Source organism: Actinophytocola sp., from assembly GCF_035634895.1.
In the GTDB taxonomy this organism is placed as follows: Bacteria; Actinomycetota; Actinomycetes; order Mycobacteriales; family Pseudonocardiaceae; genus Actinophytocola.
The window spans coordinates 1-13,790 of record NZ_DASQCC010000269.1; the positions used below are offsets into that span (position 1 = coordinate 1).

A 13,790-nucleotide genomic window follows, 5' to 3' on the forward strand; every position below is an offset into this window, starting at 1 on the left:
CCGTCCACGGGCTGACCAACGACGACACGGGGTTCACCGACGTGCACCGCAGGCCGGGCGTCGAGCCGGTCCTGGAGGCGTGCCGGGTGCCGGTGACGCGGATGGACCGGCCCGTGTACATCACCGCGGGGACCGCGGACGACATCGTGCCGGCGGAGGTGGTGACGTCGTTCGTGACGGACCTGCGGGACGCCGGCGCGGACGTCATCTTCGACCGGCACGACGGCGCCAACCACGTCGGCCTCCTGTCCGCCGGCCTCGACCGGATCATCGCGTGGGCGACCCGGATCGTCCGCGCCCGCACGGGTTTCGACTGGTTCGACGCGGACCACGACGGCCGGCTCACCGGCGACGACTTCGCGGTGTACGCGCTGCGGCTGGCACAGGCGTGCGGCGCGGCGCCGGGATCGGTGTGGGCGCGGGCCGTGCGCGAGGGATACGCGGAGCTGTGGCGGGCGATCGCGGCCGGCGCGGACGCCTCCGGGTCGGTGGACCGCGCGGAGTTCATGCGGCACGTGGAGACCGGCGACGGCTTCGAGCGAGAGATCGCCGCGCTGGCGCAGGTGGTGCTGCACCTGGCCAAGTCGAGCGACTCGGTGTCGGCGGCGGACATCGCGTCCGCGGTCCGCGACCCCGGCCGGGTGGATCACTGGCTGTTCGGCGTGTGAGAGTGTCGGTCCTCGGCTTCGCCGTTCGTCGGGGCGGTGAGCTGAGAGGAGCTTTCGATGATCATCGCGTTGCCCACGGCGGACCGGCGTGTCTCGCACGACTTCTACCGGGACGGCCTGGGGCTCGAGTCCTTCGGCGAGGTGGCGGAGGACGGGTTGCCGGAGCCGCTGCAGTTCCGGCTGGGGGCGGACGTCAGCCTGATGCTGATCCCGCCGGGCGGGTTCGGCTGGGTGGTCGGCGGCCGCCCGGTGGCGGAGCGGGGGACGAGCGAGTGCCTGCTGTCGATGCCCGTGGCGTCACCGGCCGAGGTCGACGCCCTGGTGGCGAAGGCGACCTCGGCCGGCGCGGAGGTGGTCCTGCCGGCAAGCGAAAGGCCATGGGGCGTCTACTCGGCCGCCATCGCCGACCCCGACGGCCACGTGTGGCAGCTCTCGACCTAACCCCACACGTCGCGGACCGACCCGGCCGCCCGGCCGCAGTTCGCCGCGCGACCAGCCCGGCCGGCGTTGGTGGTCGCCACACTCGCGGCGGTTCGGCTAGTCCCACACCTCGCGGACCGAATCCACCAGGGACGCCGCCTGTGCCAGTCCGGCGCGGGCGGCTCCCGCTCGTGCCGCGGGGTCCAGGACGTTGCGGCCGATCGCCCGCAGCGCCGCGGCGTCCGGCGTCACCAGCGCCACCTTCGCCTCGCGGCGCAGCTGTTCGACCTGTGCGGCCACGCCGGGCACGGGGCCGAGGCCGCGGACCATCGGTGCCAGCACGACGACCCGCTCGCACCCGGCGGCCAGGTCGGCGTTCGAGCCGGAGCGGACGCCGCCGTCCATGTACCGCCTGCCCTCGATCGTCACCGGCGGCCACACGAACGGCACCGCGCAGCTCGCGGCCACCGCCAGCACGAGCGGCACCCCCGAGGCCCCGTCGAACACGCGGAACGCGCCGGTCTCCGCGTCCACCGCCGTGACCTGGAGCTGCCGGTCGGCCGGCCACTCGTGCACCGGCAGCCGCGACTCGATCACCGCGATCCGCTCCGTCTCCGTCGCCTGGGTCCTGGCGCGGTGGGCCTGGCGGCCGATGCGCTGCCGCACCCGTTGCGGCACCTGGGAACCGACCATCGCCAGGGCGAACCTGGCGATCACGCCCGCGCCCAGCGTCGCGCCGATCTCACCGTCCGGCGCCGCGAGCTGTGCCTCGTACCGTTCCCGCGGGTCCAGGCCGTTGGCCACCTGCGCGCCGACAACCGACCCGGCCGACGTCCCGATCACGAGATCAGCGGAGCCCAGCCGGACCCCCGCCTCGGCGAGGCCGGCCAGCACGCCCCACTCCCACGCGATCCCCGTCACGCCCCCGCCACCCAGCACCAGCGCACGTGTCATGGCCACAACCTAACCCCCGGCTAGCCTCTACACGTGACCGTCGAGCTGACCGTGCTCTCGCGCGTCGCGTACCGGGGGAGGGAGATCACCGGTCCTCGGCTGCGCGCGCTCCTCGCCCTGCTGGCAGGCGAGCCGAACGGCGCGAGCGCGGCCCGGCTCGTCGACGGCCTCTGGCCCGACGAGCAGCCGGACAACCCGACGAAAGCCCTGCAGATCCTCGTCTCGCGCATCCGCGCGCAGCTCGGCGACGGCCTCGTCGCCCGCACCCCCACCGGCTACCGGCTCACGCTCGCCGGCGGGCAGGTGGACGCCCAGGCCGTCCTCCAGCACGCCGCCGCGGCGGCACAGTCCGCCAGACAGGGCGACCACGCCCAGGCACTCCGGCACGCTGAGACCGGGCTCGGACTCTGGGACGACCCGCCCAAGTCCGAGGAGACCCGCGACCCGCTCGGCGACCTGCGGGCTGAGCGAGCCGTCACCTACCGCACGCTCAGACGCACGCGGGCCCTCGCGCTCGCCCGGCTCGACCGGCACGCCGAGGCCGCCGGCCCGCTCACCGAGCTCGCCGCCGAGTACCCCCGCGACGAGGAGCTCCTCCTGGAGCTGATCAGGGCCGAGGCCGCCGTCCGGAGCCCGGCCGCCGCCATGGCCCGCTACGACGCCTACCGCCGCGCCCTGCGCGACGAGCTGGGCGCCGACCCCGGCCCCGCGCTCAGGCAGGCGTACCAGCAGCTCCTGCAGGACGAGCAGCCGACCGTCCGCCACGGCGTCGCCCACGAACCCAACCCGCTGCTCGGCCGCGACGACGACCTCGCCGCGGTCGCCGAGCTGCTGGGCAGCGCCCGTGTGGTGTCGGTCGTCGGGCCCGGCGGGCTCGGCAAGACGCGCCTCGCACACGCCGTGAGCAGGCAGTCCACCCGCCGGACCGTCGAGTTCGTCAGCCTCGTCGGGGTCGCGCGGGACGGGAACGTCCTCGCCGAGGTCGCGTCGGCTCTCGGCGTCGTCGAGCTGACGCACCTCCGCAAGAACACCGTCGCCGGCATCGTCGAGGCGCTCGGCGTCGGCGCGCTGCTCGTGCTCGACAACTGCGAGCACGTCCTCGCCGCGGCCGCCGACCTCGTCGCCACGCTCGTCGCCATGGCCCGCGACCTGCGGATCCTCACGACCAGCCGCGCGCCGCTGGGCCTGTCGTCGGAGTCGGTGTACCTGCTGCCCGAGCTGGACCAGGCCACCACCGAGGAGCTGTTCCGCCAGCGGGCCACCGCCGCCCGCCCCGGCGTCGACCTGCCGGACGACGCCGTCGGGAGGCTGTGCGCCCGCCTCGACGGCCTGCCGCTCGCGGTCGAGCTGGCCGCCGCGCGCGTGCGGGTCCTGTCGGTCACCGAGATCGACCGCCGGCTCGCGGACCGGTTCGCGCTGCTGCGTGGCGGCCGCCGGGACGCGCCCGAACGCCACCACACGCTGCAGGCGGTCGTCGACTGGAGCTGGGACCTGCTCGACGCCGACGGCCGGCGTGCCCTGCGCGCGCTGTCGGTCTTCCCAGGCGGCTTCACCGCCGAGGCCGCGGGCCACATGCTGGGCGACGACGCCTTCGACACGGTCGAGCACCTCGTCGACCAGTCACTGCTCAAGGTGGCCGACACCCCGACCGGCGTCCGGTTCCGGATGCTGGAGACCGTGCGCGAGTTCGGCGCGGCCCGGCTCGCCGAGCACGGCGACGCCGGCCACGCCGTCGACGGCTTCCTCGCGTGGGCACGGGACCTCGCCGCCCGCCACCACGACGCCGTGCTGGGCCCGGACCCGGTCCCGGTCACCGACCTGCTGCGGGCCGAGCAGGACAACCTGCAGCAGGCGCTGAGCCACGCCGTCGCCCGCGCCGACGGCGCCTCGGTCGCGGCGGCGACCGCCGTCCTGGCCGCGGTGTGGGTCATCGACAGCAACTACGACCGGGTCGCGCTGCTCACGAGTACGTCCGCCCAGGTGCTGGCGCACTACCGGCCGGCGCCCGAGTACCTCGACGTCACCTACACCGCCGTGGCGCTGACCCTGCTCACCGCGCTCGCCGCACAGACACCGGGCACCGGGCGCATGCTGTACGTCCTGCACCGGCTGCCCCCGGCGACACCAGACAGCCCGCTGCGGGCCATGGCGACCGTGCTGGGGAACCCGGACGCGTTCGCGGCCGACCGCGCCGTGCTCCGCGCGTACCTGGCCGGTGGGGCGCCGCACGCCGCCGCGGTCGCCGGGGTCGTGCTGAGCTTTGTCGCCGAGCAGGAGGGCGACCTGCCGGCCGCGATCGACGCGTGCGCCCCGATGATGGCCGCGTGGGCCACGAGCGCCACGCCGTGGCTGTGGATCCTGTCGCTCGCCCGGCTCGGCGAGCTGGTTATGCGTGTCGAGGGGGGAGAGGCGTCGCTGGCGTACTTCGCCGAGGCGGTCCGCCTGCTCGACGAGATCGGCGCTCCCCGGGACGTCGTCGGCGTGTACTGGGGCATGATGCTCGCCAACCTGCGGCTGGGGCGGCTCGACGACGCCGAGCACTGGCTCGGCCGGGCCACCGCCGACAACTCCGGCAGCCCGGAGGACGACGTCGACCTCGACCCCGGCGCCTTCCAGTTCCTGCTGGCGGCGCAGGCCGAGCTGTCGATGGCGCGCGGCGAGGTGGACGAGGGGCTCCGCCTGTGGCGCCGGGCCATGATGGACCCGCCCGCGGACGACGCCGACCAGCACGGCGTGCGGCCGTGGGTCCTGGAGACCTGGTCCGGCGCGCTCGGGGCGCATGCCCAGGCCGGCCGGCTGGACCTGGTTCCCGGCCTGGTGACGGAGCTGCCGCGCCAGCTGGAGCTGATGCTGGCGAACCCGCTGGAACGGCCGCCGGTGTACATCGTCGAGCAGCAGCTGGCCGGCGGGGCGCTGATCGCGCTCGGCATGGTCGACCTCGCGTCCGGGGCGATGGGCTCGGCGGCGCGGATGGTCGCGCTGGCCGAACGGTTCAAGTACCGGCGTGGCTTCCGGCCGACACCGAACATCGAGGACGTCCGGGCCGCGGTCGAGAACGCCGAAGGGCCGGCGTACGCCGACGCGGTGTCGGAGTACGCCGGACTGGACCAGGACCGGCTCCGGGCGGCGGCACTCGCCGCGTTGCGGGCAAGGTCCTAGTGTCCCGCGCCGGGAATGCGGTGATCAAGTCGGTGGATCCGGGTTTCTGCTGGCAAGGCGCCGGTTCGCCCTCGTACTGGGTGGTACTTGGGCGGACCGGCAACGCCGCCAGCGGGAAGCTGGGCCGCCGAATTAGTTGCCTGATTTCCGGCGCGGGACACTAGCGCTGGGGATCCCGGGCGAACAACCGCTTGGACCACACGTAGCCGCCGATGGTCAGCGCCACGCCCCAGCAGACCGCGAGCCAGCCGTTGTGCCCGATCGGGCCGCCGATCAGCAGGCCGCGCAGGGTCTGGATGATCGGCGTGTACGGCTGGTACTCGGCGAACCAGCGGATACCGCTCGGCAGCGACGCCAGCGGGATGAACGTCGTGGACAGGAACGGCAGGAAGAACGACAGCACCATCGGGGTGTTGCTGGCGCCCTCGACGGTCTTCGCGAGCAGGCCCAGGGTGACGGCGAGCCAGGTGATCGCGAACGAGATCAGCACCGTCAGCCCGGTGACCGCGAGCCACTCGAGAAGCCCCGCCGTCGGCCGGAAGCCCAGCGCCAGGCCGACGCCGATCACCGACACCACGGTGACGACGTTCAGGATGACGCTGCCGAGCACGTGCCCCGTCACCACGGCCGTGCGGGAGATCGGCATGGTGCGGAACCTGTCGACGATCCCCTCGTTCATGTCCGAGCGGATCTGCACCGCGGTCTGCACGGCGCCGGAGGCGATGGTCATCAGCAGGATGCCGGGGACCAGGTAGTCGATGTAGTCGACGCCGCCGGCCGGACCGCCGACACCGGCCGAGATCGTGTCGCCGAACAGGTAGGCGAACAGCAACAGCATGATCACCGGGACGGAGATCGTGGCGATGATCAGGGCGGGGTAGCGGACGAGGTGGCGCAGGTTGCGGCGGAGCATGGTCGCGGAGTCGGCGAAGCCGTCCATCGGCCGGGTCTCTCGCCGGGCGGCCGGCCGGGTCGGGGTGATGGTCATGACACGCTCGCGTTCTGGTTGGTGGGGTGGCCGGTCAGCGCGAAGAAGACGTCGTCGAGGTCGGGGGTGTGCACGGTGAGCGCCTCGGTCTCGATCGAGGCGTCGTCCAGGCGGTCCAGCAGGGCCTTCAGGCCGCGGCGGCTGCCGTCGTTGGGGACGGTCAGCGTCAGCGCCTCCAGGTCGCGCGCGGGGTCGCCCAGGATGCGGGCGGCGGTGTCCAGCTCGCGGACGTCGGTGAACACCAGCCGGACGTGCCCGCCCGGGATGCGCCGCTTCAGCTCGGCGGGCGTGCCCTCGGCGACGATCTCGCCGTGGTCGAGCACCGCGATCCGGTCCGCGAGCTGGTCGGCCTCCTCCAGGTACTGGGTCGTCAGGAAGACGGTCACGCCACCCGCGACCAGCTCGCGGATGGTGTCCCACATGGCGTGCCGGCTGCGTGGGTCCAGGCCCGTGGTCGGCTCGTCGAGGAAGATCACCTTCGGCTCGCCGACCAGCGTCATCGCCAGGTCCAGACGGCGGGTCATGCCGCCGGAGTAGGTGGCCGCGGGCTTCTTCCCGGCCCCGACCAGGTCGAACTGCTCGAGCAGTGCTGTTGCCCTGCGGTGGCACTCCTGCCTGGGCAGCCGGTACAGCTCGCCCATCAGGCGCAGGTTCTCCTCGCCGGTGAGCAGCCTGTCGACCGCCGAGAACTGGCCGGTCACGCCGATCGCCCCGCGGACGCCGTCCGGGTCGGTCGCGACGTCGTGCCCCGCGACGGTGATCGTGCCGGCGTCCGCGGTGATCAGCGTGGACAGGATCCGCACCGCGGTGGTCTTCCCGGCGCCGTTCGGCCCGAGCAGCGAGAAGACCGTGCCGGCGGGGACGTGCAGGTCGATGCCGTCGAGGACGACATGGTCGGAGAAGCTCTTGCGGAGTCCGGTGACCCCGATCGCCGTGTTCATGCCGAAAGGTTGCGGCCGGGCCGGATCAGTGGGGTTTCACGGTGGTTTCAGCGGCGCTCAGCCGGTTTCATGGGCGTATGGATCTTGGGTTGACGGACCGTGTGTACCTGGTGACCGGTGGCAGCAAGGGGCTCGGCTTCGCGACCGCGGCCGCGCTCGTGGCGGAGGGGGCGCGGGTGGTGCTGACCGGCCGGTCGGACGAGGCCGTGGCGTCGGCCGCCGCTGAGCTCGGCGCGGTCGGGGTGGCGTGCGACAACGCCGACCCGGCGACGCCGGACCGGCTGCTGGACGTCGCGCGCGAGCGGTTCGGGCGGGTGGACGGACTGCTCCTGAGCGCGGGCGGGCCGCCGGTGGGGACGGTCACGGCGGTGTCGGACGAGCAGTGGCAGTCGTCGTTCGAGTCGGTGTTCCTCGGCGCGGTCCGGCTGGCGCGGACCATCGGGTCGGCGCTGGGCGAGGGCGGCTCGATCGCGTTCGTGCTGTCGTCCTCGGTACGCGCGCCGATCGGCAACCTGGGCATCTCGAACGGCCTGCGCCCCGGCCTGGCGATGGTGGCCAAGTCGCTGGCGAACGAGCTGGGGCCGCGCGGGGTGCGGGTGAACGGCCTGCTGCCGGGCAGGGTCGCGACGGACCGGATGACATACCTGGACGAGCAGGTGACCGAGGAGCAGCGGGCCGCCTCGCTGGCCGCGATCCCGCTGCGCCGCTACGGCGACCCGCCGGAGTTCGGCCGCGTGGCCGCGTTCGTGCTGTCCCCGGCCGCGTCGTACCTGACGGGCACGATGCTGCCGGTCGACGGGGGCATGACCCCGGTGTTCTAGTGTCCCGCGCCGGAGATCAGGCAACTAATTCGGCGGCCCAGCTTCCTGCTGGCGGCGTTGCCGGTTCGCCCAGGTACGACCCAGTACGAGGGACGAACCGGCGTCTTGCCAGCAGAAACCTGGATCCACCGACTTAATCACCGCATTTCCGGCGCGGGACACTAGTGCGGTGTCCACCGATAGACCCGGCGAACGTCGGTGGACACCGCACTAGGTGCCGATGGCGGCCGCGGCGGCCAGGATGTTGACGTAGTCGCGCAGGCAGGCGATCTGCCCGTCGCGGGTGGTGAGCACGACGATGTTGGGCAGCGTGAACTCGCCGGTGGTCGCGCTGGTCCCGAGGACCTCCTGCTCGACGACGATCGTGTCCGGGTCGCCGGTGTCGTGGATCGCGAGGGTGCGGTAGCGCTCGTACTTCAGCGCGTTCGCCTGCCAGCCCGCGGCGATCCAGCTCACGATCTCGTCCCGTCCTTCGAGCCGGGACGGCAGGCCCGGGCGGGTGAACGGGAACTCGTGGACCGCGTCCGCCGCGTACACACGCCGCATGTCCTCGGCGGACTGGCTGACGGCGGCCGCGCGGACGCGTGCCAGGACCTCTCGCGGGCCCGCCGGGGTGCGCGGCCCGCCAGCCTGGCCGCGGCGGGTGCCCAGGTCGGTGATGTCGATGCGGTCCTGCTCGGTCGGCGCCATGGGGTCCACCCCTAAGGTGAGGCATAGTCCGGTTAGTGCGAACGGTACCGGACCGTGTCCCCGTTTCACAATGTGGCCGTCCCGCACGGACTTCACCGGCGGGGGACGACCAGCCCGGACTCGTAGGCGGCGACGACGGCCTGGGTGCGGTCGCGGAGGCCGAGCTTGCCGAGCATGCGGCTGACGTGGGTCTTGACCGTCTCCTCGGTGACCACGAGCCGTGCGGCGATCTCCGTGTTGGACAGTCCTTCCGCGACGAGCCGGAGGACCTCGGTCTCGCGCGGGGTGAGGATGGTCAGCGCGGGCGGCCGCGGCGTCGGTCGCAGGCGGGCGAACTCGCCGATGAGCCGGCGGGTGACGGTGGGCGCGAGCAGTGCCTCCCCGGCGGCGATGACCCGCACGGCGTCGAACAGCCGCTCGGCGGTGACGTCCTTGAGCAGGAACCCGCTGGCCCCGGCGCGGAGCGCGTCGTAGACGTACTCGTCGAGGTCGAAGGTGGTCAGGATCAGCACCCTCGGACCGCTGATCCGGCGGGTGGCCTCGATCCCGTCCATGGTGGGCATGCGGACGTCCATGAGCACGACGTCGGGTTGGTGTCGCCGGCAGAGCGCGACGGCCTCGGCCCCGTCGGTGGCGGTCCCGGCAACGGTGAAGTCGGGCTGGGTGTCGAGGAGCGCCGCGTACCCCGACCGCACCACCTCGTGGTCGTCGGCGACGACGATGCGGATCACGTCTCCTCCACCGGAAGAACGGCCTCAACGAGGAACCCGCCGACGGTGTCCACCGGCCCCGCGCGCAGGGTGCCGCCGGCGGCCGCGGCACGCTCACGCATGCCGGCGAGCCCGTGCCCGGCCGGGTTGGCGGTCCCCGGCCCGTTGTCCCGGATCCGGACCCGGAGCTGTGGCCCGTAACGGAGCTCGACGTCGACGGCGGCCCCGGGCGCGTGCCGGCGGGCGTTGGTGAGCGCCTCCTGGACGATCCGGTAGGCGGCGAGCTCGACACCCGGGTCGAGGGGCACCGGCGCGCCGGAGACGATGAGGCGTGCGCTGGCGGAGAGGCGGGCGTCGTCGAGGAGGTCGACGAGCTGCTGGAGCTTGGGCTGGGGCTTGAGCTCGGGTTCGGTGCCCTCGCGCAGGACGCCGAGGAGCCGCCGCATCTCGGTGAGGCCGGTCCGCGCCCGGTCGCCGATCTCGGAAAACCGTTGCGCGCCAAGGTCTGGCAGGCCCGGCGTGGTGAGCCGGGCGGTCTCGGCCTGCACGGCGATCATGGAGATGTGGTGGGCGACGACATCGTGCAGCTCGCGTGCGATCCGCGCGCGCTCGCCACGGGCGGTGTGCTCGACGAGCGTGGCGGCGACGGCCTGCCGCGCGGCACGGTGCAGCAGTGCCTCCTTGCGCGCACCAGCGGCGATCCCGGCCCAGACGGCGGCAGGCGCGCAGGCCGCGAGCAGCACGGCCATGATCGAGGGCTGCGCGATGGCGAGCACCACGAAGGGGACGGCAAGCGTCTGCACCCACACCGCGCCCGCCAGCACGAGGGAGACGACCACCGCGACGGCCGCGCCGGCGGTGAGCACCTTGAGCAGAGCGAGCGAGAGAAACCCGGCGGCGGCAAGGAGAACGGCGGCCGCGGCGGGCCGGAGAAGACCGAGCGGGACGGTGCCGGCGACGGCGAGCAGGCAGAGCGTGAGCCCGAACTCGATACTGACGTCCGCGGCGACCGACCGCCAGAACGCCTCCCCGACCGCGACGAGCCCCAGCAGGAACGCCGCCGCCCGGCCCGCCCCCGCACGAAAGTCCCACTCGTGCGCCCGGGGGCCCCCCGGTTTCCACGTTACCGGGAGGCACCGACGATTCCGGAGTCGCGCGTGGCCGCCTGTGGACAACTCGGCCTCCGCGCTGTCGTCGCCGGCCTCTCCATCGCGCATGCCGGTCATTGTCTCCGCTGGCAGGGGCCTGGGCGTCACTCCCACGAGCGACCTCCCTCACCCGTGGCAGGGAGGCTCAGGATGGCTCCGCGCCGGGACGACTGGCCAACCTCGACTCCATAACCTTCCACAGCATGGAAGCCACCATCGAGGTCGCCGGGCTGCGGAAGCGGTTCGGGGGGACCACCGCGCTCGACGGGATGTCCTTCACCGTCGGCGCCGGACAGGTCACGGGGTTCGTCGGACCCAACGGCGCCGGCAAGTCCACCACCATGCGGGTCGTCCTCGGGCTGGACGCCGCCGACGCCGGGCACGCGCACGTCGGCGGCCGGCCCTACCGGGAGCTGCGTCGTCCCCTCGCGCACGTCGGCGCGCTCCTCGACGCCGGCGCGCTCCAGCCCTCCCGCTCGGCGCGCAACCACCTCCTCTGGCTCGCGCACTCCCAGGGGATCTCGCGGACCAGGGTCGACGAGGTCGTCGCCATCACCGGGCTCGGCGGGGCCGCCAGGCGCAAGGCGGGCGGGTTCTCCCTCGGCATGCGCCAGCGCCTCGGCATCGCCGCCGCGTTGCTCGGCGACCCGCCCGTGCTCATGCTCGACGAGCCCTTCAACGGCATGGACCCGGAGGGCATCGTCTGGATGCGGACCTTCCTGCGCCAGAAGGCGGCCGAGGGCCGGGCCGTGCTCGTGTCCAGCCACCTCATGAGCGAGCTGCAGGACACCGCCGACCACCTGGTCGTCGTCGGCCGCGGCAGGGTCATCGCGGACACCAGCGTCGCCGAGCTCATCGCCGCCGCGTCCGGGGACCGGGTCATCCTCCGCACCGCCGCGCGCACCCCGGCCATGACCGTCCTCGCGCGGTCCGGGGCCACGGTCGCCGCCACCGGTGCCGACACCCTCACCGTCGACGGGCTCGCCGCCGCCGACGTCATCGCGCTGCTCAACGCGGACGATGTGCCGTTTCACGAGGTCAGCGCCCATCGCGCCTCGCTGGAGGAGGCCTACATGGAGCTGACCCGCGACGCCGTCGAGTTCAGGGCGGGGGAGCGAGGGTGAAACACGTCATCCACGCGGAGTGGACGAAGTTCCGCACCGTCCGCGGCTGGGTCGTCGGCATGGTCGTCGCGATCCCCCTGACCGTCCTCATCGGACTACTCGGTCCCGCCGGCGACAGCTTCCACTGCGCCGGACCCAACGGACAGAAGTGCGCCGGCCAGTCGCCGCCGACCGGGCCGGACGGCACACCCGTGTTCGACTCCTTCTACCTCGTGCACCGCACCCTCACCGGCGACGGCGCCATCACCGCCCGCGTCGCGCCGCTGACGGGCGCGGAACCCTGGGCGAAGGCGGGCCTGATCGTCAAGCAGAGCACCAGGGCCGGCTCCGCCTACGCGGCGGTCATGACCACCGGCGGCCACGGCGTGCGCATGCAGTACGACTACACCGAGGACATCGCGGGGCCGGTGAACGCCCGGTGGCTTCGCCTGTCCCGCAAGGGAAACACGCTCACCGGCGCGGTCTCGGCGGACCGCGGGCACTGGACCACGGTCGGCACGGCCCAACTGGACCTGGGAAGCCGCGTCGAGGCCGGCATGTTCGTGTCGTCACCGCAGCATGTGGAGCGGACCCAGTCCTTCGGCGACATCACCGAGGACGGCTACCCCACCAGCGCCACCACCACCTTCGACGAGGTGACCACCGACGGCGAATGGCGGACGGGCTGGCACGGCACGGCGGTCGGCGGTGCGTCCGAGGTGGTGACGACCGGGATGACCGAGCAGGACGGGAGGTTCAGGATCACCGGGCACGGCGACATCACCCCGATCGTGGCCGCCGGTCTCGGTCGCAACGTCGAGAACGCGCTGGTCGGCGTGTTCGCCGGGCTCATCGCCGTGCTCGTGGTCGCCACGTTGTTCGCCACGAGCGAGCACCGGCGCGGCCTCATCCGCACCAGCTTCGCCGCCAACCCGCGCCGCGGTCAGCTCCTTGCCGCCAAGGCGATCGTGATCGGTGGCGTGTCCTTCGTGGTCGGTGTGGTGTCGGCGGCGCTGTCGATCCCGTTGGTGGCGGAGCTGGAGGTCGCGAAGGGCTTCTTCCTGTTCCCGACCTCGACGGGGACCGAGATCAGGGTGATCGTCGGCACGGGCCTGCTGTTCGCGGTGGCCGCGGTGCTCGCGGTGGCGGCCGGCTCGCTGCTGCGGCGCGGCGCGGGCACGGTCACGGCCATGACCGTGGGGCTCGTGCTGCCGTACCTGCTGGCGGTGGCGTCGGTGCTGCCGGCCGGCCCAGCGGATCTCCTGACCTCGGTCACCCCGGCCGCGGGCTTCGCGATACAACAGACCCTGCGGGAGTATCCGCAGGTCAGCGCGAGCTACACGCCCGCGGACGGTTACTTCCCGCTGTCGCAGGCGGGCGGCTTCGCCGTCCTGTGCGCGTACGCGGTGCTGGCCACGGTGCTGGCCACGTTCGCGCTGCGCAGGCGGGACGCGTGAGAGTGCGCGGCGTGCACGCGGAATGGACGAAGGCCCGGACGGTGCCCGGCACGGCGTGGCTGCTGTTCGGGGTCGTGGCGCTGACCGTGCTGCTGGGTGCCCTGGCGTCCGGCGCGATGCCAGAGGGCGGCGACCCGGCGAAGTCGGCCTTCATGGGGGTCACGCTGGGCCAGGCGGTGGTGGCGATCCTGGCGGTGGCGACGGTGAGCGGCGAGTACGGCACGGGCATGATCCGCACCACGTTCACCGCCCTGCCTCGACGGCTGAACGTGTTGGCCGCCAAGGGACTCGTGGTGGCCGCGATGACCATCGCGGCCGGTACGGCGGCGGTACTGGCCTCGGCGGCGATGGGCGACGCACTGCTGCCGAACGGTCTTTCCCTTGCCGCGGGCCCGATCCTGCGCGCGGCGACGGGCTCGGTGCTGTACCTGACGCTGATCGCGCTGCTGAGCGTCGGCGTGGCCGCACTGGTCCGCGACGCGGCCACGGCGACCGGCGTGGTGCTGGGCCTGCTGTACCTGACCCCGATCGTCACGTCGCTGGTCGCCGACCCGGACTGGTACGCCCGCCTGCAGAAGCTGAGCCCGATGACCGCCGGCCTGGCCGTCCAGGCGACGATCAACCTGGACCAGCAGCCGATCAGCCCCTGGCAGGGCCTGGGCGTCCTGGCCCTGTGGGCCGCGGGAGCGCTGCTCGCCGGCGCCGCCACCCTCCGGCTGCGGGACGCCTGA

General features: G+C 73.4%; 13 protein-coding genes. 7 read left to right on the forward strand and 6 right to left on the reverse strand.

Going from position 1 to position 13,790, the window contains the following annotated elements; genetic code table 11:
• Together VET29_RS41555 and VET29_RS41560 are read left to right on the forward strand one after the other, a co-directional pair.
• Window positions 1-668: hypothetical protein (locus VET29_RS41555; protein ID WP_324932209.1), on the forward strand; the 668-nt coding region annotated here is incomplete at its 5' end.
• 57 nt (window positions 669-725) lie between these two features.
• Window positions 726-1,109, forward strand: a complete 384-nt coding sequence (locus VET29_RS41560; RefSeq protein ID WP_324932211.1) for a VOC family protein — start codon at window positions 726-728, stop codon at window positions 1,107-1,109.
• A gap of 96 nt (window positions 1,110-1,205) precedes the next feature.
• Here VET29_RS41560 and VET29_RS41565 read toward each other — a convergent pair whose 3' ends face one another.
• On the reverse strand, window positions 1,206-2,042 hold the full coding sequence (locus tag VET29_RS41565) for a patatin-like phospholipase family protein (RefSeq protein WP_324932216.1): 837 nt from the start codon (window positions 2,040-2,042) through the stop codon (window positions 1,206-1,208).
• A gap of 33 nt (window positions 2,043-2,075) precedes the next feature.
• Here VET29_RS41565 and VET29_RS41570 point away from each other — a divergent pair, with 33 nt between their 5' ends.
• Window positions 2,076-5,201: an ATP-binding protein gene (locus VET29_RS41570; RefSeq protein ID WP_324932219.1), complete on the forward strand. Its 3,126-nt coding sequence runs from the start codon at window positions 2,076-2,078 to the stop codon at window positions 5,199-5,201.
• 160 nt (window positions 5,202-5,361) lie between these two features.
• On the opposite strand, the gene VET29_RS41575 is transcribed toward VET29_RS41570, so the two are convergent.
• Both VET29_RS41575 and VET29_RS41580 read right to left on the reverse strand, forming a co-directional pair.
• On the reverse strand, window positions 5,362-6,189 hold the full coding sequence (locus tag VET29_RS41575) for an ABC transporter permease (protein WP_324932222.1): 828 nt from the start codon (window positions 6,187-6,189) through the stop codon (window positions 5,362-5,364).
• Entirely contained in the window at window positions 6,186-7,130 is a 945-nt protein-coding gene (locus tag VET29_RS41580) for an ATP-binding cassette domain-containing protein (protein ID WP_324932225.1), read from the reverse strand. Before VET29_RS41580 ends, VET29_RS41575 begins: the two co-directional genes overlap by 4 nt.
• Window positions 7,131-7,219: 89 nt before the next feature.
• Here VET29_RS41580 and VET29_RS41585 point away from each other — a divergent pair, with 89 nt between their 5' ends.
• Window positions 7,220-7,951, forward strand: coding sequence for an SDR family oxidoreductase (locus VET29_RS41585; protein WP_324932228.1), 732 nt, complete (start codon window positions 7,220-7,222; stop codon window positions 7,949-7,951).
• A gap of 210 nt (window positions 7,952-8,161) precedes the next feature.
• On the opposite strand, the gene VET29_RS41590 is transcribed toward VET29_RS41585, so the two are convergent.
• From VET29_RS41590 to VET29_RS41600, 3 genes are all read right to left on the reverse strand, one after another.
• The gene (locus VET29_RS41590) at window positions 8,162-8,641 is read right to left on the reverse strand and encodes a nuclear transport factor 2 family protein (protein WP_324932231.1); all 480 of its coding nucleotides are present in this window, start codon (window positions 8,639-8,641) and stop codon (window positions 8,162-8,164) included.
• 92 nt (window positions 8,642-8,733) lie between these two features.
• Window positions 8,734-9,372 (reverse strand): response regulator transcription factor, encoded by a 639-nt coding sequence (locus VET29_RS41595; RefSeq protein WP_324932234.1) that lies wholly within the window; start codon window positions 9,370-9,372, stop codon window positions 8,734-8,736.
• Window positions 9,369-10,568, reverse strand: coding sequence for a sensor histidine kinase (locus VET29_RS41600; RefSeq protein ID WP_324932237.1), 1,200 nt, complete (start codon window positions 10,566-10,568; stop codon window positions 9,369-9,371). The genes VET29_RS41595 and VET29_RS41600 overlap by 4 nt, the downstream gene beginning before the upstream one ends.
• Window positions 10,569-10,702: 134 nt before the next feature.
• On the opposite strand from VET29_RS41600, the gene VET29_RS41605 reads away from it, so the two are divergent.
• From VET29_RS41605 to VET29_RS41615, 3 genes are read left to right on the forward strand one after another with little or no spacing between them, the layout of a single operon-like run.
• A complete protein-coding gene (locus VET29_RS41605; RefSeq protein ID WP_324932241.1) occupies window positions 10,703-11,623 on the forward strand; it encodes an ABC transporter ATP-binding protein in 921 nt (306 codons plus the stop codon).
• Complete coding sequence (locus VET29_RS41610; RefSeq protein ID WP_324932244.1) at window positions 11,620-13,059, forward strand: hypothetical protein; 1,440 nt, start codon at window positions 11,620-11,622, stop codon at window positions 13,057-13,059. Before VET29_RS41605 ends, VET29_RS41610 begins: the two co-directional genes overlap by 4 nt.
• The gene (locus VET29_RS41615) at window positions 13,056-13,790 is read left to right on the forward strand and encodes an ABC transporter permease (RefSeq protein ID WP_324932247.1); all 735 of its coding nucleotides are present in this window, start codon (window positions 13,056-13,058) and stop codon (window positions 13,788-13,790) included. Before VET29_RS41610 ends, VET29_RS41615 begins: the two co-directional genes overlap by 4 nt.